This is a genomic window from Blautia sp. JLR.GB0024, from assembly GCF_037000545.1.
Taxonomy (GTDB): domain Bacteria; phylum Bacillota; class Clostridia; order Lachnospirales; family Lachnospiraceae; genus Blautia; species Blautia celeris.
This window is the reverse complement of the sequence record NZ_JBANBF010000025.1, coordinates 1-22,053: the sequence shown is the minus strand read 5'-3', so window position 1 is coordinate 22,053 and position 22,053 is coordinate 1. Positions and strand designations below refer to the sequence as shown.

Sequence of the window (22,053 nt, the reverse complement as noted above, 5' to 3'; positions counted from 1 at the left end):
AACAGCAGAAATGAAGAAAGAAGTATTCACCCCAAAAGGAATGAAAGTGTTCGGGGGACCTGTGGCTGAGGCAGCCATTGCAGGAGGATTTGCATTTGTTTCGGGACAGATCGCCCTGAATCCTGAGACCGGTGAGATCATTCACGGAACCATCCAGGAGGAGACGAGAGCAGCCCTCAGTAACCTGAAACTGTTGGTGGAGGAGATGGGAGCTACGCTGGAGGATGTGGTGAAATGTGATGTGTTTTTATCTACAATGAAAGACTTTGATGCCATGAATGAAATATATACAGAATTTTTCGGCACCGAATGCCCCCCTGCCAGATGCGGCGTTGCCCTTGAACTGTGGGGCGGTATGAAGATTGAAGTGGGAGCCATTGTAAAATTGTAAACGGAGGATGGCATATGTTAATAAACCAGATAAAACAAACAGACCTGGAAACGATTCATGAAAAGACCCTGTATCTGCTGGAACATATGGGTGTGGATTTTGAACATCCCGAGCTTTTGGAGCTGTACAGAAAACAGGGCATCCGCACAGAGGGAAACCGTGTGTATTTCGACAGAAAGACAGTGGAGCGGGCACTGTCCACAGTACCGCCCAGTTTTGTGCTGAAAACACCTTTTGAGGAACTGAAGATCGGGGAAGGCGGACAGGCTATCAGTTCCGCGTCAGGGGCCAGGAAGATTCTTAGGGACAATCAGGTATACGACCCGACTCCTGAGGATTATGTGAATATCCGCAAACTGGATGCGTCAAGCAGCATGATCAATCTGTCAAGCTCACCGCTTACCTATATCCCTGCATTTCCAAAGGAGAGGGCAGAGGTGATCAAGGGAGCACTTACGCTTAAATATTCCACGCATCCTGTCATCATGTCCTGTTTCGGAAAGACAGACGCGGAGGAGACCATACAGCTCGCCCGAGATTTTTACGACACGGACGAGGGGTACTATACCATCGGTGTGGGAAATGTGATCTCACCCATGCGCTATGCAAAGGATGACATAGAAGGACAGCTTGCCTATACAAAGAGAAATCTCCCTGTGGTGATCGCCTGCTGCGCGATTCCCGGCATGACAAGTCCTGTGACTCTGGGCGGCACCATTGTCCAGAATAATGCAGAGGTACTTGCAGGTGTCATCATGACCCAGCTTGTCAACCCCGGCGCCCCGGTTGTCTACGGAAATACCACCTATGTCTCCAACATGAGAAAGGCCATGCCGGTTTCCTGGGGTTGTGAGGAGGCGCTGTTTATCCAGTACGCAAAGGCAATGGCGGATTATTATCACGTGCCCTGCCGTACCGGCGGCTCCCTGTCCATGGGAAAAGAACTGGATTACCAGAACGGCGCGGAGACAGCCATGTCCCTTATGACCAGCCTGGATGTAAAGGCAGATTTTATTTTCCACTCCTTCGGCGAGATGGACGGTCTGAATGTGTTCAGCTTCGAGAAATATGTGCTGGATGAGCAGATCATGGAAGCCAGAAAGTCCGTGGAGCGTATCGACATTTTCTCAGAGGAAGATATGGACCTGGAAACCATTCAGGAAGTAGGACCGGGAGGAAATTACCTGGCAGAGGAGGAAACCATTCTGCGCTACCGTACGGAAATTTACTATCCGGAGCTTTACAGCCTGGAAAATTACGCAGAGTGGGAGCGCAGCGGAAGAGTGTCCGTGGAGCAGAAAGCAAAGGAACGGGTGGAAAAACGCCTGAAAGAATACACGGCGCCGGAGTACACAGAAAAACAGAGAACTGTGCTTAAAAAGGCTCTGGAGGGATTTGACCTGTAATATGACAAAAGGCATACAGCCTGACGCTGTGTGCTGAAAAGGAAAAGCAAAAGAAGAGGGAGGTTGTTCTATGACCATTATTGATAACATAGTAGTTGTTGTATGTTTCGTCGGTATTCTGCTGGTAGGGTATTACTTTTCCAAAACATCTCAGGATATGGACAGTTTCTATAAAGCGAACCGTGCCCTGCCCTGGTCACTGGTAGTCGGCACGCTGATGGCATCCTGGTACGGCGGTGCAGGTGTTGTGGGTACGGTTGGATATTCCACCACCATGGGATTTGCGGGCTTCTTTATCTGGTCTATCGGCGCCCATGCGGTGCGCTTTCCACTGGCACTGTGGGTGGCACCCAGAATCTCCGTAAAGGCAAAGGGGACCATTCCGGACCTTCTGCGCGTGCATTACGGAAAATTCGCCGCTGTCTTAGGTGCGATTGTCATTGTCATCACCTGTCTGTCCATCGGAGAGATCGCGGCAGTAGGATATGTAGGAGAAGGCGCCTGGCATGCGGATAAGGTGTTGGTTGCGGCCATTGTTGTGGCTATTTCCATTGGTGTTACCTGTCTGGGCGGTCTGATGGGTGTGGCCGTGACAGATATGATCTTCTTTTTCCTGATGGTAACCTGTGTGTCCTCCGCGTTTCCGAAGCTGTTTTTCGACGTGGGCGGACTGGATGGCATTAAGGCAGCGCTGAGCGGTCCTGCCCCGGAGATGCTTACCGCGTTCGGCGGAATACCTGTTCCGCAGGCTGCAATTTTGATTATCCTCTGTATCAACCTGTATAAAGACCCGGCATTTTATCAGAGGTTCGCAGCAGCCAATTCACCGAAAACAGGTAAAAGAGCCATGCTTTTATGCTTCTCCATCTGGCTGTCTTTCGACGTAGTCACCATTATGACAGGAACCATTATCCGTGTGCGTGATACAGCCCTGGCTGTTCAGCCGGAGGTTACTTATGTGGCTACGGTTGTGCAATATCTGCCGGTGGTGGCAAAAGGCCTGTTTATCGTAGGTATTCTGGGAGCTATCATCTCCACTCTGGACAGTTATTACCTGATTGGCGGGGAAATTATCTCCAACGATATCATTTACATGCTCAGAGGGGACAGGAAACTGAAAGACAAAGTCAGCATCACGATCACAAGGGTGGCAGCAGTGATTTTCGGTGTCATTGGTCTCGCTACAGCATTCAGATTTGACCGTGTGTATGACGCATTCCTGTTTTTGAGCAGTATCAGTATGACGCTGCTGTTTGTGCCTATCATTGCGGCACTGATGTATGACGGCAGGAAAACGAATGTGGCAGGTATTGCCAGCATGCTTGTGGGTGGTATTACCTGGATTATATTCCAATATGTATGGCCTGTGACCATATCAGGCGTAACCATTGACCCGGTTCTGATCGGCCTGCCGCTTTCCTTTGTGGCCTTCCTGATCGGAAACCGATTCGGAAAGGATTTGTACGCAGAACGCAGACTGAAAGGTATGTAAGGAGGAAGCGATATGAAGGACCAAAAGGAAAAAGTCAGTGAACTGACAGAACAGGAAAAATCGGAATTGAAAGTGGAATGGCTGGGTGTGGACGGTGCTTTAGTGCTCCTCTATATTGTACTGGCATGTATTTACGGATACGGCATGCTGAACAGCGTTGATTTTATTATTGGAATTATGGCCCCGGGAATCGCGATTCTCATCACAGTGGGCGTATTCCTGAAATATTGTACGGAAGTTGTATCTTTTGCCACAGGCAAAAAGGGCAATGACAAGAAAAAGAAATAATAACAGTATCTGCACAGGGCTGTACGGCAGATGGGCGGTAAAGCCCTGTGCATAAAAAATGAAAACAGATAACGGCTGCGTATGGCTGTATTGAGATAAGGAATTGCAAGGAGGTACGGGTTTATGAAGATAGAATGTTTTCCTGTGAAAATGAAAGAGGAGGAAGCGCTCAGGATCGCCCAGGGAGGAAAAAATCCTGTTGTGCGGGCACTGTTCGGAAGAAAGAAAATCAACCTCCGCATTATGTATCTGGAAAGCCGTTATATCACATATGAAATGACATTCAAAGACAATATCATTGTAAAGACCATAAAAAAGAAAAAAGAGGAAGACAAACAGAAAATACGGGTGATGGTGGAAGCTACCACCTGCAGTGCATCTTATGTGGAGGATGACATTACAACAGAAGTAAAAGATGTGGAAGAAAATGATATCCAGCCTACATACTACGAGGACAAGAGACTCACAGACTGCGGCGCCATCATGGCGGGCCGGATGGTGAGACGTCATGTGGGCAGGAATTTAGCTATAAAGCCGGTTGAGGAGCGCAAGGTCTATCGTCCGTTTTACATTGCCATTTACGGAGACATGGTGGAAGGGACAAAGGCCAGATATATGCCCATAGCGGCAGACGGAAATATAGTGTGCAGAAATTTTTAAAGGGGAAAGCAGATGAAAGCAGAAGAGATAAAAAAAGTAGTATTAGGCGAAAAACTGACCATAGAAGAGTTCATGGCAGTGGCACGTTTTCACGCGGAGGTGGAATTTTCGGAAGCGTACAGAGAGCGTGTGGAAAAATCCAGGAAGATCGTTGAGACATGTGTGAATGAGGCGCGGGTAGTATACGGCACCACCACAGGCTTCGGTGCTCTGGTCACAAAGACCATAGGAAAAGAGGACGCTGAAAAATTACAGAGAAATATTATTCTGACACACTCTACCAGTGTCGGAGAACCTTTTAAGGAGGAGGAGGTAAGGGCTATTATCCTGATGGTCCTGCAGAGTCTCGGCATGGGAGTCAGCGGTGTGCGGATAGAGCTTCTGGAGCATTACCGGGATTTCCTGAACAAGAATCTGATCCCCTACACACCCCGGGAAGGCTCTGTGGGATATCTGTGTGCGGAGGGCCACATTGCGGCGGTATTACTGGGAGAGGGAAGGGCCTATTACAAAGGAGAACTCTCAGACAGTAAAACAGCGCTTGGCAAAGCGGGAATGGCGCCTTTTGCCCCCAGTTACAAGGAGGGCCTGGCACTTCTTAACGGGACTTCTTCCCCCACTGCCCTTGCTGCCATCGGTATATATGACCTGTTAAAAGCCGTGGAATCCGCTGACGTGGTGGCTGCCATGTCCTTTGAGATGCTGAACGGACTTCTGCGCGCCTATGACGAGAGAGTATTGAACTGCCGTCCCCAGAAGGAGCTTCTGGAGACTGCGGATATCATCAAGCGTATGCTGCGCGGTTCCCAGGTGACGAAAAAGGCAGAGGGGACTCATGTACAGGACCCCTTATCCCTCAGATGCATCCCGCAGCTTCACGGCGCGGTGAAGAAAACCCTCAGGGATGCCTGGGCAGCCATTGAGGTGGAGATCAACGGATGCGCGGACAATCCGATCGTATGCGGAGAGCCGGACGATCCCCAGGTGTTCTCCAATGGGAATCCGGATGCCTCCTATGTGGGGATTGAGATGGATTCCGCCTGTATTGCAGCCACAGCGGCAGCGAAAATGTCAGAGCGCAGAAATGTCCGTTTCCTGGACGAAAAACTGTCTGCGCACCCTTATTTCCTGATCAAAAAGCCGGGCCTGAATTCCGGCCTTATGATACCCCAGTATACGCAGGCAGGTCTGCTGAATGATATGAAGATCTTATCCGCCCCTGCATCTGTGGACAGTGTGACCACAAGCGCCAACCAGGAGGACTATGTATCCATGGGATACAATGCCTGCAAAAAGGCGCTTAGCATAGCGGAAAAATTTGAGTATATCCTGGCCATCGAACTGCTCTCCGCTTATCAGGCGCAGCAGTTTGTGGATGCTTCCCTGGCAAGGGGTGAGGGAACAGCAGCCGTACTGGAAGTGATGAAAGATCTGGTTCCTGTCATGGAGGAGGATATCTATATCTATCCTTACCTGGAAAAATTAAAAGACTGGATTCACGACGGCGGACTTTTAAACAGCGCCCGCGTTGTACTGGAAAAGTAAAATAAACGGAGGTTTTTAAATGCAGTTAACACAGCACCAGCAGGATATGCTGGATGGAAAATACGGAAAAGGGACAGCGTACGCCATGAAAATACAGGCGGCCATCGGTGAGTCCTTCGGAGCAGAGAGGATGGTTCCCATCACCAGGGCACATGTGGCCCTGTCAAATCAGGAGGCAGACCTGTGGTTTGCGGAGAAAATGCTGGCAGGAGGCGCAAAATGCCGCGTGACACCTACCGTCAATCCGGGTTTCTGTCTGGAATTTTTCAAAAACAGGGATATGGTAGCACCGGAGTATGCGGATCTGATGCAGAGAACGCACAATGCCTACAAAGCACTGGGCGCACAGCTTTCCTACAACTGTACCCCTTATATTGACACCAATGTACCGAATTACAGGGAAGTGATCGCCTTTTCTGAGTCCAGCGCCACACCTTATGCCAATGCCGTGTGGGGTGCCAGGACAAACCGGGAGGGTGCAAACAGCGCACTCTGTGCAGCCATCACAGGTTATGTGCCGGAGTACGGCCTTTTGCTTGATGAGAACAGAAAGGGCGATATTCTGGTGGAGATCCGGGCAGATGTGAAGAATGATTTTGACTATCATATCATCGGCATGCTGGGCAAGAAGATCGGGGAGGGGATTCCCGTATTCACCGGCTTTCCGAAAGAGACTATCACCAAGGAAGCACTGAGAAATCTGGGTGCCCAGCTCAATACTTCAGGTGCCTACGGCATGTATCATATTGTGGGATTTACACCGGAAGCGCCTGATCTGGAAACTGCGTTTGGAGGCAGGACACCAAAGAGGACCGTTGTGATTACCAATGAAGATAAGGAAGCGATCTTAAAAGAAATCTCTCTGGACGGCAGCAGAAAAATTGATTTTGCCATGTTCGGATGCCCCCACTTCACCCTGGAGGAAGTAAAATATATTGCGGAGAAGCTGGCAGGAAAGAAACTGGAAAAGGAAATGTGGATCCTCACATCCAGCCATGTAAAGGAAATGGCAGTCCGTATGGGGTTTGATGATATTATCACGAAAGCAGGGGGCTTTATCGTGCCGGACAGCTGCCCGGATCAGCCTTGCTGGCGTCACCTGACGGGCAAGGTGGGCATCACGGAGTCACCGAAATGTGCTTACTATCCCCAGCGAAGAGGCATTCATTTTGTCATCCGCGACCTGGATACATGTATCGAAGCAGCACTCACAGGGGAGGTAAAATAACATGGGAAAAAGATTTACATGCCATAAAGTTTCTGAGGGCCGCGCAGAGGCGCAGGCCGTTGTGTCAAAAGACCATATTATGTTCTATCTGATAGACCCTGCCACAGGCACCGTCATAGAGAAGGCCCATGATCTGGAGGGAAGATCCGTTGCCAATAAGGTGCTTATCTTCCCGGGCGGAAAGGGCAGCTCCGTGGTACAGGCAGACGGCCTCTACCAGTTAAACCTGAAGGAAAACGCACCGGCTGCTATGATCATTGAGCACCCCGAAACCGTTCTGGTATCCAGTGCCATCATCATGGAGGTGCCCATGGTGGACAGAGTAGAGCCTGCATTTTATGAAACTGTGAAGGACGGAGACAGAATCGTGGTAGATGCAGACCGGGGGTTCATTGAGATCCTGGAGGAAACGGAGGAGAGCAAGTGATTCAATTGACGAAGGAAGAGCAGGATATCCTGGACGGCAGAGAGGGAAGGCTCCGTCAGACAGCACTGGAGAATATTGTGCGCTATGCTCAGGTGCTCGGCGCCGAAAAGCTCTGTAAAGTGACGAAAGCCACTGTATTCTGCGGTAATCACAATTACCTGAATGTCTGTGAGTGCGGGGATTTCCATGATGTATTTACCAGGATGAATCTGGCACGCGATGAGAGAATCGTCTTTGACAGCGTGGATAAGGACTGTTATGTGCAGTCCTGCGTGGCTGCCAGCGATCAGTTTGACTATGAGATCTTTGACCAGCCGAAGGAGGAGTTTGACAAGAACAGCTATTATCTGGAGGAATCCAGAAAAGCGGGGGTCACCATAGCCGGCTCCTGTTCCCCTTATCTGATGGGGTGGCTGCCTGTTCGCGGAGAGCATTTTGTGACGACAGAGTCAGGGGTTACCATTATAGGCAACTCCATCTGGGGCGCATGCTGCAACGCGGATGGGATAGAGGCGGCTTTCTGGTCAGCAATCTGCGGCAGGACACCATACTGGGGATACCATGTGAAGGAAAAACGTTACGGCACCCATCTCATACATGTGGATGCAGCGCTTGACTCTCCCCTTGAATGGGAAGTGCTCGGCAAGGCCATGGGAAAACGCCTGCCTCTGACCGGATGTACACCGGTGCTCACCGGCAATTTTGAGGGCGTGGATTTCGTGAAGCTGAAAAGCTTTTTTACGGCCCTTGCCATTACCACCAACTGCCGGATGTGCCATATTGTGGGAATCACGCCGGAAGCCAATACACTGGAGGAGGCTTTCATGGGACATGAGGTGCAGGAGGAATTTACTTTGACAGAAAAGGATATCCGCACAGCCTATGAGGCGCTCTGTGAGACGGAAGAAGGTTCTGTGGATCTGGTCAGCCTGGGCTGTCCCCACTATGATATCCATCAGATCAAGGAAGTCGCTGATTATATTTGTGGAAAAAAAATACACGATGGTGTAAGATTTATGGTATGGACCGTGTATCCGATCAAGGCCATGGCGGATTTAAACGGATATACGAAGATCATCGAAGATGCCGGGGGAACCATACAGACAAGTACCTGTCCGGTCACCATCGGAGATTGTTTCCTGAAGCACTACAAAGGGCAGGCTTACGACAGCCTGAAGCAGTCCGGAAGCGTGCGTTCAGACGGCTGTGCCGAGCGTGTTTATTATACGGATAAATACCGCTGCATGGATGCGGCAGTTTCCGGTGTGTGGAAGGAGGAATATCGGTGGAAAAAATAGTTCTGCAGGGCAGAGGCGTCATACCGGGCATTGTGGAAGGGGAAGCACTGGTGTGTGCCGACAGTATTACGGGATGGGGCGGCATTGACCCCAAAACCGGTGTGATAAAAGATTATGAGAACATCAACAAAGGGAAGAGCATAAAAGACAAGATTCTGATCATGCCGGGCAGCAAGGGGTCCAATGGATGGTCCTGTTATTTCGGGGCTGCCAGGGCTGCCGGTTCTGCGCCAAAGGGCTGGGCATTTTCCAGAATAGACAGCAGCGCAGGGGTGGCAAGCGCTGTTATGCAGATTCCCACCGTGGTGGATTTTTCCAAGGAGGATGACCCCTGCGTGCGGGTGAAGACAGGAGACTATGTGAGGCTTGACGGAACAAAAGGCACGCTGGAGATCCTGAAGACGTCTTTGCAGTGAAGAAAAAGTGATAGATTGAAGGCCGGGACCATGGCAGAGCCGGCACAGGAAGAGAGGAATAACCTGCTATGCTCGTGAAGAAGATTAAAGATTCAGAAGTGCAGATGATTCATGAGAAGTCTCTGGAAATTCTGGAGAGTGTGGGCGTGAATTTTGAACACCGGGAAATTCTGGAGGTATTCAAAAAAAGAGGAATCCGGGTGGATGGACAGAGGGTGTATTTTGAACGCTCTCTGGCAGAGGAGATATTGAGAGGACTGAAACCCAGCTTTACCATAGAGACACCTTTTGCCAGCCTGAAAATAGGGGATGGAGGAAAGGCCATCTCCACTGCCTCAGGTGCCATGACCATATTGAGAGACGGGGAAATCTGTACCCCGACGGTAAAAGATTATATTGATGCCACGAAGATGGATGAGACCAGCCGTTTTGTCAATCTGTGCTGTGTGCCGGGTATCTATGCCTCGGGCCTTCCGGACGGCAAGGTGGAACTGTTAAAGACGGTCCTGAGCCTGAAATACTCCAAAAAGCCACTGATCGCGTCCTGCGAAACAGGAAAAAGCGCTGCGGAGTCCATTGCATTCATCCGGGACTTTTACGGTGAGACGGGAGAATATTTTACAATCGGTGTGGAGAATGTCATCTCCCCGCTTCGATACAGCAGGGAGGACGTGGCAGCGACCCTGGCCTATGTCAAGCAAAACCAGCCGGTTGTCATCACCTGCTGTTCCGCACCCGGCATGACCAGCCCCATCACGGTGGGCGGGACTGTAGTGCAGAACAATGCGGAAGTACTGGCAGGCATTATTATGACCCAGGTGGTAAATCCCGGTGTTCCGGTGGTCTACGGCAATGTAACTTACAGCGCGGACATGCGCAAGGCAGTTCCCATTTCCTGGGGGCCGGAGGTTGCGGTGTTTATGCAGTACGCTAAGGCCATGGCTGATTTTTACGGTATTCCCTCCCGGGTGGGAGGTTCCCTGTCAGGCGCAAAGCAGCTTGACTGGCAGGACGGCGCGGAGACTGCCGTGTCACTCATGACCACCTTTGACTGTGATACGGATTTTATTTTCCATGCGTTTGGTGAGATGGACTGTTTAAATGTATTCAGCCTGGAAAAATACGTGCTGGACGAGGAGCTGCTGGAAGCCAGATTCTCCGTGGAGAACTGCGATTATATAACAGAGGAAGCCATTCATATGGACATGATCAAACGAGTGGGACCGGGGGGGACCTACATGCTGGAGGATGAGACACTGGAGCTGTATCAGAAAGAGCTGTTTCACCCCAGGCTGTTCAACAGTGAGATCTACCACAACTGGAAGCAGCTCGGCATGCCCTCTGTCATCTTAAAAGCCCAGGATATGGTGAGAGAGCGTCTGGATGCCTACTGTCTGCCTGTCTATGATAAACGGCAGACACAGATGCTGGATGAGCTTCTGGCAATTCTGTGAGAAGAGTAACTGTGAGGGTACGATACAGTTACAGAGAGGATAAATGTTATGGGTGTTACAGTAAAAATAGAAGAGATAAAAGAGCTGATGAGAAAGGCTCTGGCTTTAAGGGGGATTACGGGGGAATACGCGGAATTCATGATCTCCGATTATCTGGAATCAGAGCTGGAGGGGCACAGGACCCATGGCCTGTCAAAATTCCTGACGGTGGATGCAGGCCTTTCCAGGAGAAACGGAGAGATGAAGCTGTTAAAACAGAAGGGCTGTTATGCCCAGGTAGATGGTAACGGAGAACTGGGCCATATCGCGGCACTGTATTCCACCAATCTGGCCATCGCCGCGGCAAAGGAATACGGCGTGGGAATCACGGCGCTGAAAAATGTGGGCCGCTATTCAAGGATCACCCCTTATGCCAGAAAGATATCGGGGGAGGGTCTTGTGGGTATGATCACTAACAACGGAGGCCCGGCCTGTGTGGCTCCCTTTGGAGGGGCAAAAGCCATGTTCGGTACAAATCCCCTTTGTTTTTCTTTCCCAAGCGGCAGGGGAAAGCCCTATGTATTTGACTTTGCCACCTCCCAGAAGGTCTGGGGAGAAGTGCGTCAGGCGATTGTGGAGAACCGCCCTCTGCCGGACAACTGTTTTATAGACGGGGAGGGAAATTTTACCACAGACCCGGAGAAAGCGGAGGCAGGCGTGCCCTTCGGCGGACCGAAAGGCTATGCCCTCTGTTATGCGCTGGAGGTGATGACCGGTGCTTTTGTGGGGGCGAAAATGGGTTACAACGCCAGGGATGAGTATGATCTGGGTTACCTGTTTGTGGCATTTTCCCCGGAGATGTTCACAACTCTGGATACCTTTACAGAGGAGGTGGATGCCCTGGCCGGCGATGTGCGCGGCTGCCCGCCTATGAAACCGGGCGGTCAGGTGTTTGTACCGGGTGAAATATTCGGGAGCAGGCCGGTAAGCCAAATTCCGTCGGATGAGGCGGAAGTGGAGGAAGATGTCTACCGGAGGCTGAAGATCATGAGCGTGTCCCTGGAAGGCGGATACGAGAACAATAAAAAACTGAACTGAAATGCGCACGCAGCGGCTTGTCCCTGCGTGCGTCATTTAGCAGCGGAGGTATATATGGAACTTGTTACATTAGGAGGAAAAAATTCCCTGGAGCAGGTAGTGGCAGTAGCCAGATACGGGGCAAAGGTGGAATTTTCCGCAGAATACAGAGCGAGAGTCAATGCGTGCAGAGCACATGTGGAGCGTTTCAGCAGGGAAGGAAAAGCAATCTACGGTATCACTACGGGCCTGGGGGACAACTGCAGGAAATTCATTCCCGAGGAGGACAGAGTCAAGATCCAGAGAAACCATATTCTGGCCCATACGGTTTCCGTGGGGGAGCCGCTTGGTAAGGAGGGGGTCAGGGCCATGATGTTTGTCATGCTCCTTCACTTTGGAAGCGGCCACACCGGTTTTCGTCTGGAAACCCTGGAACTGATAAAGGAACTGCTGAACAGGAACATCACGCCCAGGGTGCCGAAGCACGGTTCTGTGGGCTACCTCGGCCTGGAATCACACATCGGCATGGTACTGATCGGGGAGGGAAGAGCCTGGTATGAAGGAGAACTTCTTTCCGGCGCGGAAGCCTTAGAACGCGCAGGCTTACAGCCCGCCGTCCTTGGCTCAAAAGAAGGCCTTACCCTTGTATCGGGAACCACATCCGTGACAGCCCTTGCCTGCCTTGCCTATTACGACGGCACGGTTCTTGCCAGGACAGCGGATGTGTCGGGTGCGTTCTCCCTGGAAATGCTCAAGGGAACGTTAAAGGCCATGGATGAAAGGCTCATGCGCGCCAGACCCCATCCGGGCCAGATGCAGACAGCCGAGAATATCAGACATATCTTGTCCGGCAGCCGGATTGCGGAAAAATACAGAGATTACCGCGTCCAGGACGCCCTGTCCCTGCGCTGCATGCCCCAGCTTCACGGCGCAGTGAAAAAGACATTGAAGGACGGCCTGGAGTCCATTGATATTGAATTGAATTCCTCTGTGGATAATCCTCTTATTTTTGAGGAGAACGGGGAGGCAGAGGCCCTTATGGGATGCAACGCGGACGGCACATACCTGGGCATGGCTTCAGATTTTCTCTGCATCGCCCTCACAGATCTGACCAAAATGGCAGAGCGCCGTACAGACCGGCTGGTCAACCGGCATCTGAGCGAACTGCCGCCTTTTTTAAATGCCAGTGCAGACTTCAATGACGGCCTTATGATGATCCAGTACACGGCAGCCGGCCTTGCAGGGGAGATGCGCCTTCTTTCCCATCCGGCTGTGGTAGACAATGTGCCTACCTGCGCCAACCAGGAGGACTATGTGAACATGGGATACAATGCCGCCAGAAAAGCCTGTGACGCGGTGGAGACTGCCCGGTATATCCTTGCCATTGAGCTGATCTGCGCTGCCCAGGCCAAAGAATTTTACCCGGCTGACCAGTCTTCCCCGGCTATCGAGGCGGTCTACGCGAAGATCAGGGAGGTCATGCCGCCGCTGAATGAAGATGCCGCACTGGAGCCTTATATCGAGGCTGTGCAGAACCTGATTTTAGAAGGTGAGATCCTGAAGGCAGTGCAGAATGCAGGTGTGGACGTAAAATTGTAAAACTGCAAAACGCGAATAGAGAAACAGACAGGCAAATCGGCTGGTTTGCCTGTCTGTTTTCGTATGCCATGGTTCTGCCCTGACAGGAGAACAGACAAATTACCACAGTATTCAAAAAAATGTATGCTGCCTATTGACAAAATTAACTGTAACTGATATAGTGACAGTAAAGAAACTGTAAACAATATCAATACAGATAAAACAATCTCCGGTACTCCCGGAAATCAAATACGAAAGGATGATAGAGCATGTCAGTAAACGCAATCGAAAAAACAAAATTCCAAACAGAGGTATTAGAATCCGAAAAACCGGTAGTCGTGGACTTCTGGGCTCCATGGTGCGGCTACTGCCGCAGGCTTGCCCCTGCGGTGGAAAGGCTGGAAGCTGAAATCGGCAGCAAAGTCACAGTGGCAAAAGCGGACATCGACGAACTGCCTGAAATTGCCCGGCAGTACGAGATAGACACCATCCCTACCCTGATCCTCTTTCAAGACGGAAAGGAAGCAGACCGCGTGGTCAATCCTCCCTCCCAGGACGCGGTAGAAGAGTGGTTAAAAACAAATCAGGTCATCTGACAAACAGGGAGGAATACAAATGAAACGGGATATATACGACGTGGCAGTTATCGGCGGAGGGCCCGGCGGATACACCGCTGCCCTCTACTGTGCCAGAAGCGGACTTTCTGTTCTGGTTCTGGAAAAAATGTCACCGGGAGGACAGATGGCAACCACCAGTGTTGTGGATAACTACCCCGGATTTGAAGAAGGGATCGACGGATTCGAGCTTGGGGAAAAAATGCAGCGTCAGGCCGAGCGGTTCGGCGCTGAGACATCTTTTGTAAATGTGACAGCAGTTGATCTGAAACAGGATATCAAGACCATTGAGACATCCAAAGGCCAGGTAAAAGCCAGAGCGGTTGTCCTCGCCACAGGCGCATCCCCAAGAGAGATCGGACTGCCTGAGGAACCATCCCTGCGTGGACGTGGTGTTGCCTACTGTGCCACCTGTGATGGGATGATGTACCGCGATAAGACGGTAGTTGTGGTGGGCGGAGGCAACAGTGCGGCAGCAGATGCCCTGTACCTGTCAAAAATATGTAAGAAGGTCTATCTGGTCCACAGAAGAGACACGCTGCGGGCCTCCAAAGTTTACCTGGAACCGCTGAAAAACAGCAGCGTGGAGTTTATCTGGAACAGCCAGGTAAAAGAAATCCTCCACGAGAAAAAAGTGACAGGTGTTGTGGTTGAGGACAAAAAAGGGCACCGGAAAGAAATCCTCTGTGACGGTGTCTTTGCAGCCATAGGCAGGATTCCCGACACCAAACTGTTTATCGGCCAGACAGAGCTTGACAGCCAGGGGTATATCCTGGCGGATGAGACGACCAGAACGAATCTGCCGGGTGTGTTTGCAGTAGGGGATGTGAGAACAAAACCTCTGCGCCAGGTTGTGACAGCAGCATCAGACGGAGCTGTGGCCTCCCATTTCATAGAGGAATATCTGGCATAGATCATTTTATGAAAAGCCTTCTGCAGGTATGGAAATCATATCTGCAGAGGGCTTTTTTCAAACATGCTCTAAAAGAGACTGCAGTCAAGCTTATCAGCCAGATATTCCAGGATTTTAATTCCCCCGATACTGTTTCCCTTCTCATCCAGCGCCGGTCCGTACACTCCGATACCCATCCGGTCCACAACCACAGCCGCGATTCCGCCGCCCACGCCGCTTTTGGCGGGAAATCCCACCTTCATGGCAAACCTTCCGGAACCGTCATACATGCCGCAGGTGAGCATCAGCGCACGGAGCGCTTTGGCGCAGGAAGGTTCAATGAGATTCTCCCCTGTAAAAGGATTCGTCCCATGGTTTGCCAGCACAGCGCTGAGATTGGCAATGTCAAGGGCCGTCACATCTACAGAGCACATCCGGAAATAAAAATCCAGACATTCCTCTACATCTCCCTCCAAAATCCCCGATGCCTTCAGGTAGTAAGCCAGGGCACGGTTCCGGTCCCCGGTGCTTTTTTCGGACAGATAGACATTTTCGTTGAGGCAGATCTCGTCATTGTTGCACAGATGCCGGATGTAGGTGAGGAAACGTTCAAACCGCTCCTCTGTATCCTTACCGTCAATACAGCTGGCCACGGTGATGGCACCTGCGTTGATGAAAGGATTGAAGGGGCGTGTCTTTGTTTCCAGCTTTATGATCGAATTAAACGGATCACCGGTGGGCTCCACACCCACCTTGTCCTGAAAGAGGTATTCCCCGCCCCTGTCGTGCAGGGCAAGGATCAGAGAGACCAGTTTGGAAATGCTCTGAATGGTGAAGGGCCTGTCATAATCCCCCTCTTTTAAAATCTCCTGATCCAGATTTACAATGCAGACACCGAGCTGGTGTTTGTTTACCCGGGCAAGTTCCGGGATGTAATCTGCCGGCTGTCCGAGTCCTGTAAAGCATTTTCCATAGGACAGGGCATCGTGCAGACAAGCCTGTGATATCATGTGTTTTGTCTCCTTTATCAAATCGTTCTTTATTTCCATTGTACATCAAAAAAGATTTCTGGCTACCCCGCAAATGCCACGAAAAAACCACCTGAAAATTGTGTATTATTCACGAAACAGAAGAAAAATATAAAAACATATTGACTAAAATGCCGGAATGATTTATTGTACAATTAACGTACGTTCTTTAAATGTTCTTTTAATAAAAAAGAGAACCCAATACAACAGGAGGAAAAATAATGAATTATTTTGACGTGGCGAACAGCAGACTGCTCTACGTGCTGGTGGGCATAGGACTGCTGTACATTTCCGGACTTGTGGTGGTGTTTATGCGCAAAGCCTGGAGGCGGGCACTGGAACTTGGAATCCCCAAAAAAACGATCCTGGAGGTTGTCAAATCCTCTGCCGTGTTTACCGTGATCCCATCCATCTCTGTAATTATCGGACTCTTCTCCCTCTCCGCAGTGCTGGGAGTTCCCTGGTCCTGGTTCCGGCTCTCCGTGGTGGGCGCTGTGAGCTATGAACTGACAGCAGCGGAAATGGTGTCGGACGCGCTGGGATTCCAGTCAGCGGGAGCCATGGCTGCAGCCAATAATTACCAGGTGTTCGGGGCGATTATGTTCGTAACCAGTATATGCATTTTGGCGGGAATGATAACAAATATTTTCTGCGCGAAAAGAATTCAGGTGAGCATGACGAGATACAGAAAAAGCAAGGGCGCCTGGGGAGCTGTTTTCAATTTTTCATTTGCCGCGGCCCTGGTCGCTGCTTTTATCCCCTACATCATTCTGGGCGGTTCTGTGGGGATCGTGGTGCTGATCGTAAGCGCCTGCGTGTCGGCTGTCATGTTCTATATTGTGGGAAAATACAAAATACAGTGGCTTGGCAGTTTTATCATGTCAGCGGCTCTCATCATGGGGATGATCGCTGCGGTCATGGCCACCAACATTCTGGGATAAAGGAGAATTGAGAATGAACAAAAACGGATTAAGCGAATACACCAATTCTGTCCATCGGATCGGCAGGATCGGAACGGTGATCGCCATTGCGGTCATGCTGGGAATTCCGGTTACCATGTGTACATATTTTGATATGTGGCCAAAAGCAGCAGATCTGCTCATGTTCTGCGGCGGCCTTCTGGCCCTGTATGTTCCCACGGGGATTGTGGAGTCTGTCACTTACACTCCCATTTTAGGCTCCTCCATTTACATGAGCCTGATCACCGGAAATGTGTCAAATATTAAGCTGCCCTGCGCACTCAATGCCCTTGATATCGCCAAAGCAGAGCAGAATACCGACGAGGGGGATGCGGTCTGTACCATAGCCATTGCCGTCTCCTCTCTGATCACCATTGCTGTTGTCATTGTGGGCGTGCTGATGCTGGTTCCGCTGCAGCCGCTTTTAAGCTCCCCCACAGTTCAGGTGGCAACCTCTTATATGCTGCCGGCACTCTTCGGATGTATGTTCATCCGCCTTATGGTGACGAACCCGGCAGGCGGCAGGATCACGGGAAAGTGGAAGATGATGGTACCGCCCATTCTGTTTTTGCTGGCTATTCTGGTGTTTGTGACAAAGTTAAACAGGGGAATCGGTGTGCTGATCACCATTCCGGTCATGATCCTCTCCTCCTGGCTGCTCTTTAAGTCAGGACTGGTCAAGGTCATACAGGAAGGACAGCCATCTGCAGAGGAAAAGCAGCCAAATACCGTAAAAAATGAAACAATCACAGAGAAATAAAGGAGAAAAAAATGAACGATTTAGAGAGAGCAAAAGCAATACTTCCGGAGATGACCGCAAACAGAAGATTTCTGCATCAGAATCCGGAGCTTGGTATGAACCTGAAGGTTACCACAGAATTTGTCATGGAGAAGCTGCGTGAAATGGGCATTGAGCCGAAGCTCTGCGGAGGATGCGGCGTCACTGCCCTTATCGGCAAAAAAGAGGATGGCCCGGTGTTCCTTTTAAGGGCGGATATGGATGCCCTGCCCATGAAGGAGGAGAGCGGCCTTCCCTTTGCGGCTAAAGGCGATACTGCTCACTGCTGCGGCCATGACATGCACACGGCCATGCTTCTGGGTGCTGCAAAAATATTAAAAGAGCAGGAAGAAGAACTTCCCGGACGTGTTAAGCTCATGTTCCAGCCGGGCGAAGAGACCCTGGAAGGGGCAAAAGCCATGATCGCAGACGGAATCCTGGAAAATCCCCATGTGGATGCTGCCATGGGAGTACATATGGCGCCTCTGGCTCCTGCCGGATTTGTGGGATATAACGCGGGTGTCGTGTGTAATTCCAGTGACCTGCTGGAAATTTCCATAGAGGGAAAAGGCGGGCACGGAGCAAGCCCTCATCACTCGGTGGACCCCATCAATGTGGGCCTGCATATCCATCTGGCCCTTCAGGAGCTGATCGCCAGGGAGATAGACCCTCAGGATCAGGCGGCCCTGACTTTCGGAGAGTTCCACAGCGGGGATGCCAAGAACATTATCCCGAAGACGGCATACATGGGCGGCACTTTAAGAACCGTGAGACAGGAGACAAGGGAATATCTGCTGGCAAGGATCAAAAACTGTGTGGAGATGACCGCCGAAATGTTCCGGGCAAAGGCAGAACTGAAAATACCCGCCTCAGTCAGCGCGCTGACAGTGGATGAGGCATGCGCGGATATTGTTGGAAAAGGATTTGCCGAAACACTCGGAAAGGCAGCCGTCCGTGTCAATCAGACGACCTCCGGCTCAGAGGATTTTGCTGAGGTGAGCCGTCTTGTACCCTCCATGTTCTTTGCAGTGGGCGGCGGGGACCGGAAACACGGCTATGAATTCTCAGCACACCATCCGAAAGTCCGCTATGATGAGACGAGCCTTGTAAGCGGCGCTGCGGCCTTTGCCTGCGGTGCGAAAGCATATCTTGCGGCGAAGGTGAAGTAGTAGTAAACTGAATATAACGATAGCAGGTCTGTGCGGTTACTGCGCAGGCTGCAGGAAAATATTCTTTGGAAAGGTGGCAGACGATGAAATACAGAACAGCAATTATCAGTACAGAATTTATGGATACCAGGGTGAAGGAGGCAGTCCTTCCCTTTGAGGAGCACTGTACGTTTACCACCTATTATTATAAAAAATCATCGGAGATTCCGGAAATCTATAAAAGCATTGAAGACAAGTATGACGGATTCATTGTAAACGGCATTATTTCAAGAGCCATGCTGCGCGCAGCCTGCCCGGATACAAAGAAGCCCATTGAGACCTTTCATGTGGATATGCTGGCTTATTATCAGGAGCTGTTTCGCCTCATGACGCTGAAGCCGGATCTGAAGGCAGAGCGCCTCTATGCGGATTTCATGATGGGGAAAAATATCAGGGAAGCTGTGGAGAACGGCACGCTGGATGCGGAGGGAGAGAACTTCTGCAGTCTGGTGGCACATATGAGCCTGGAGGAGTTAAAAGAACTCCGCTTTAAGATGGTGGAGGATGTGCGCGGAAAATGGGAGGCAGGCCGGATCGACCAGGTCATCACAAGGCTCAGTACAGCAGCAAAGGATTTTGAGGAGATGGGGATTCCCTGCCACTTTGTATATCCGGGCATTCCTTATATGCGGGATGTGATAAAGCAGCTCCTCATGACCCTTGAGATGGACAGGATGAAGGAGAGCATGCCTGCAGTTATCAATATCACTGCGGACAGAGGCGGACAGGAGCGGGATGAGCTGGGAGAGCTTGCTATGCAGACTGCGATCCTGCAGTTCTCAAAGGAATATGACTGCGATTTTATGCTCCAGAGACATGCCTCTGTGTATGAGGTCTATACCAGTGCCGGTGTGGTAGACAGGATCACGGAAACATATTCTGTCTGCATGCTGAAAATATATCTTGAGAAAAAAACAGGAGCCCGGGTATGCATCGGATACGGGCTGGGAAGAGATACCACGCGCGCCAGACTGGAGGCCATGAACGCCAACCAGGAGTCCATGATGCATCCTCAGGGCGCCAGCTATGCCATCGATGAAAACGAAAACCTGATCGGCCCTCTGGTCTCAGGAAACTGTATGGTACTGTCCACAACCCCTTCTGAGAAGTATGCCGAAATGGCAGAAAAGACAGGGGTATCGGCACTGACCCTGCAGAAGATCTGCACAGTGGCCCGGAAGCAGGAGGAAGGAAGCGTAACCGCCCAGCTCCTTGCGGACAGCCTGGGTGTCACAGTGCGCGCAGCCAGCAAATACCTTCAGAAGATGGTGACTGCAGGCGCCGCGCAGGTGGTGGGCACCAAACAGCGGAAGACAAGAGGAAGGCCGGAACAGATCATCCGGATCTCCGATTAACGGAGATGGATTATGGGAAATGTAAGAGATTATCTGACAGCATCAAAATGCAGCTGCCCTGTATGGGGAGAGGAGGATACCATTTATTACCTGGATACCAGGGATGGTGCACCTCAGATCTGGGAAAAGGACCTGCGTACGGGAAACAGCAGAAAAAGAACACATAACAGCGATAAGATCAGCCGGATGCAGTTTGGCAGAGGGCAGATATTCTTCGCCATGGATATGGACGGGGATGAAAATGAACAGATATACAGCATCGGCGCAGACAGCGAAGAGGTCACGCCTGTTGTATATCATCCGAGAAACGTGCGCAGCCATCTGGGGGATGTGGGCAGTGAATGGGTGTACTATGCCTCCAACAAAAGGCTGCGCTGTATTTTTGACATCTGCAGAAAGAATCTGGAGAACGGAAAAACAGATATATTAATAGAAGGAAAAGACGCAGTCTGTCTTCCTCTTTGTGTAAGCCCGGATGAAGAACTCCTTTTATATAGTAAAAGAACTTCATTTGCTGACATGCAGATATACTGCAGGAACCTTTTGACCAATCAGGAGACAAAGGTGAGCCCCAAACGTCAGTGCGCCAAGGAGGACAGCCCGGTGTGGCTGGGGGACGGAAGCGGCTTTTATTTTATCAGCGACAGGGAGCGGGAGTTCAAACGAGTTCTGTTCTGGGACAGGGAAACAGGCCGGACGGAGGAGGTATATGAGGTAACCTGGGATGTCACGCATATAGCCGTGTCGGGAAAGGACCGGTATCTGGCTGTTGTGGTCAATGAGGACGGAGATTCCGGAATCCATATTCTGGAGACAGAGACAGGAAAAGAGATAGAGATTCCCCGTATCCCCAGGGGAACCATTGGGGATGAGGAGCCTGTCACATGGTCAGAGGAAGGATACAGGCTGCTTTTTTCCTTTGAAAGCGGCAGCAGGATCCAGAATATCTGGCTGCTGGACATAGAAAAGGGAATCTTGGAACAGGTGACGGAAAATGAACATATGACTGTAAGGCAGGAGGATTTGACAGAGCCTGTGCTGTGCCGTTACAAGAGCTTTGACGGCCTGGAGATCCCATACTGGCTCTATATCCCCAAGGGGATACCCGCCGGGAATCTGCCGGTGGCTGTCTATATCCACGGAGGGCCGGAATCTCAGATCCGACGCTTTTACGAGGAGACCATCCAGTACCTGGTCAGCGAAGGCATTGCAGTGGCAGCCCCCAATGTGCGGGGAAGCACAGGATACGGCAAGACCTATCAGGATCTTGACAATAAGGAAAAGCGTCTGGACGCAGTGAGAGACATTGAGGCGCTGGTGAAGCATCTGACAGAGAACGGGACTGCGGATCCAAAGCGGATGGCAGTCTTCGGAAGAAGCTACGGGGGTTATATGACCCTTTCCTGCGCGGCCAGGATGCCGAAGCTCTGGGCCTGTGCAGTGGAGGTTGTGGGTATGTTTAATCTGGTAAGCTTCCTGAAGCATACGGCAGGATACCGAAGAGCTGCCAGGGAGGCTGAGTACGGAAGCCTGGAACAGGACAGACAGTTACTGGAAGACATCTCCCCGGAGGCAGTCATTGAGAATCTGGAATGTCCGCTTCTCATCGTGCACGGAGCCAATGACACCAGGGTGCCTGTGAGCGAGGCGGAGCACGCGGCAAAACGTCTGAAAGCCCTTGGAAGAGAGGTGGAATACCTCTGCTTTGAGGACGAAGGACACATGATAATTAAGCAAAAAAACAGAATAAAGTATATTTTGACCGCAGCAGAATTCCTGAAATCGCATTTGTTGCAAAAATAGCCAAAATACTTTCTGGTGTATTAGTACATTTTCCCTTTATCAGACTAAAATGGAGAAGGGATTTCGGTTAAATTATCTAAAAAAAATTCAAAGCATCGTAGAACTTTATCAGAAATAGACGTTTTTTAGACTGTCCCAATGATAAAATCATAAAAAAAGTAAAGGAGACGATGTGAA

Annotated in this window: 21 protein-coding genes; 20 read left to right on the top strand and 1 reads right to left on the bottom strand. The window is 50.7% G+C overall.

The features are described 5' to 3' along the window. Positions 1-10: 10 nt before the first annotated feature. The 15 genes from V8Q34_RS26080 (at position 11) to trxB (ending at position 14,766) form a co-directional block, all read left to right on the top strand. Positions 11-391 carry a RidA family protein gene (locus V8Q34_RS26080; protein WP_158587368.1) on the top strand — a complete coding sequence of 127 codons (381 nt, stop codon included), beginning with the start codon at positions 11-13 and terminating at the stop codon, positions 389-391. Positions 392-405: 14 nt separating this feature from the next. Then, on the top strand, positions 406-1,797 hold the full coding sequence (locus tag V8Q34_RS26075; RefSeq protein WP_335836585.1) for a trimethylamine methyltransferase family protein: 1,392 nt from the start codon (positions 406-408) through the stop codon (positions 1,795-1,797). A gap of 70 nt (positions 1,798-1,867) precedes the next feature. Next, a complete protein-coding gene (locus tag V8Q34_RS26070; protein WP_148393612.1) occupies positions 1,868-3,289 on the top strand; it encodes a sodium:solute symporter family protein in 1,422 nt (473 codons plus the stop codon). Between the two features lie 12 nt (positions 3,290-3,301). Further along, a complete protein-coding gene (locus V8Q34_RS26065) occupies positions 3,302-3,577 on the top strand; it encodes a hypothetical protein (protein WP_148393613.1) in 276 nt (91 codons plus the stop codon). A gap of 123 nt (positions 3,578-3,700) precedes the next feature. Further along, a complete protein-coding gene (locus V8Q34_RS26060) occupies positions 3,701-4,237 on the top strand; it encodes a hypothetical protein (RefSeq protein ID WP_335836584.1) in 537 nt (178 codons plus the stop codon). A gap of 12 nt (positions 4,238-4,249) precedes the next feature. Beyond that, positions 4,250-5,782 carry an HAL/PAL/TAL family ammonia-lyase gene (locus V8Q34_RS26055; protein WP_148393615.1) on the top strand — a complete coding sequence of 511 codons (1,533 nt, stop codon included), beginning with the start codon at positions 4,250-4,252 and terminating at the stop codon, positions 5,780-5,782. Between the two features lie 19 nt (positions 5,783-5,801). After that, positions 5,802-7,010 carry an aconitase X catalytic domain-containing protein gene (locus V8Q34_RS26050; RefSeq protein ID WP_033141377.1) on the top strand — a complete coding sequence of 403 codons (1,209 nt, stop codon included), beginning with the start codon at positions 5,802-5,804 and terminating at the stop codon, positions 7,008-7,010. A gap of 1 nt (position 7,011) precedes the next feature. Continuing rightward, entirely contained in the window at positions 7,012-7,437 is a 426-nt protein-coding gene (locus V8Q34_RS26045) for an aconitase X swivel domain-containing protein (protein WP_335836583.1), read from the top strand. Next, positions 7,434-8,735, top strand: coding sequence for an aconitase X (locus V8Q34_RS26040; protein WP_148393617.1), 1,302 nt, complete (start codon positions 7,434-7,436; stop codon positions 8,733-8,735). The genes V8Q34_RS26045 and V8Q34_RS26040 overlap by 4 nt, the downstream gene beginning before the upstream one ends. Further along, positions 8,723-9,151, top strand: a complete 429-nt coding sequence (locus V8Q34_RS26035) for an aconitase X swivel domain-containing protein (protein WP_148393618.1) — start codon at positions 8,723-8,725, stop codon at positions 9,149-9,151. Before V8Q34_RS26040 ends, V8Q34_RS26035 begins: the two co-directional genes overlap by 13 nt. A gap of 68 nt (positions 9,152-9,219) precedes the next feature. Next, positions 9,220-10,605 carry a trimethylamine methyltransferase family protein gene (locus tag V8Q34_RS26030; RefSeq protein WP_033141381.1) on the top strand — a complete coding sequence of 462 codons (1,386 nt, stop codon included), beginning with the start codon at positions 9,220-9,222 and terminating at the stop codon, positions 10,603-10,605. Positions 10,606-10,653: 48 nt separating this feature from the next. Continuing rightward, positions 10,654-11,682 carry an Ldh family oxidoreductase gene (locus V8Q34_RS26025; protein WP_335836582.1) on the top strand — a complete coding sequence of 343 codons (1,029 nt, stop codon included), beginning with the start codon at positions 10,654-10,656 and terminating at the stop codon, positions 11,680-11,682. Positions 11,683-11,736: 54 nt separating this feature from the next. Further along, complete coding sequence (locus V8Q34_RS26020) at positions 11,737-13,260, top strand: HAL/PAL/TAL family ammonia-lyase (RefSeq protein WP_148393621.1); 1,524 nt, start codon at positions 11,737-11,739, stop codon at positions 13,258-13,260. A gap of 248 nt (positions 13,261-13,508) precedes the next feature. Next, on the top strand, positions 13,509-13,835 hold the full coding sequence (gene trxA, locus V8Q34_RS26015; RefSeq protein WP_033141384.1) for a thioredoxin: 327 nt from the start codon (positions 13,509-13,511) through the stop codon (positions 13,833-13,835). Between the two features lie 19 nt (positions 13,836-13,854). Continuing rightward, positions 13,855-14,766, top strand: coding sequence for a thioredoxin-disulfide reductase (gene trxB / locus V8Q34_RS26010; RefSeq protein ID WP_033141385.1), 912 nt, complete (start codon positions 13,855-13,857; stop codon positions 14,764-14,766). 68 nt (positions 14,767-14,834) lie between these two features. Here trxB and glsA read toward each other — a convergent pair whose 3' ends face one another. Next, positions 14,835-15,755: a glutaminase A gene (gene glsA / locus V8Q34_RS26005; protein WP_052099447.1), complete on the bottom strand. Its 921-nt coding sequence runs from the start codon at positions 15,753-15,755 to the stop codon at positions 14,835-14,837. Positions 15,756-15,994: 239 nt separating this feature from the next. Here glsA and V8Q34_RS26000 point away from each other — a divergent pair, with 239 nt between their 5' ends. The 5 genes from V8Q34_RS26000 to V8Q34_RS25980 all read left to right on the top strand — a co-directional run bounded on the left by V8Q34_RS26000 (position 15,995) and on the right by V8Q34_RS25980 (position 21,876). Beyond that, the gene (locus tag V8Q34_RS26000; protein WP_033141386.1) at positions 15,995-16,714 is read left to right on the top strand and encodes a DUF5058 family protein; all 720 of its coding nucleotides are present in this window, start codon (positions 15,995-15,997) and stop codon (positions 16,712-16,714) included. 13 nt (positions 16,715-16,727) lie between these two features. Then, the gene (locus tag V8Q34_RS25995) at positions 16,728-17,492 is read left to right on the top strand and encodes a hypothetical protein (protein ID WP_335836581.1); all 765 of its coding nucleotides are present in this window, start codon (positions 16,728-16,730) and stop codon (positions 17,490-17,492) included. A gap of 11 nt (positions 17,493-17,503) precedes the next feature. Beyond that, positions 17,504-18,679, top strand: coding sequence for a M20 metallopeptidase family protein (locus tag V8Q34_RS25990; protein WP_335836580.1), 1,176 nt, complete (start codon positions 17,504-17,506; stop codon positions 18,677-18,679). A gap of 83 nt (positions 18,680-18,762) precedes the next feature. Then, positions 18,763-20,073, top strand: a complete 1,311-nt coding sequence (locus tag V8Q34_RS25985) for an HTH domain-containing protein (RefSeq protein WP_103732965.1) — start codon at positions 18,763-18,765, stop codon at positions 20,071-20,073. Positions 20,074-20,085: 12 nt separating this feature from the next. After that, positions 20,086-21,876 (top strand): S9 family peptidase, encoded by a 1,791-nt coding sequence (locus V8Q34_RS25980; RefSeq protein ID WP_335836579.1) that lies wholly within the window; start codon positions 20,086-20,088, stop codon positions 21,874-21,876. Positions 21,877-22,053 lie beyond the last annotated feature (177 nt).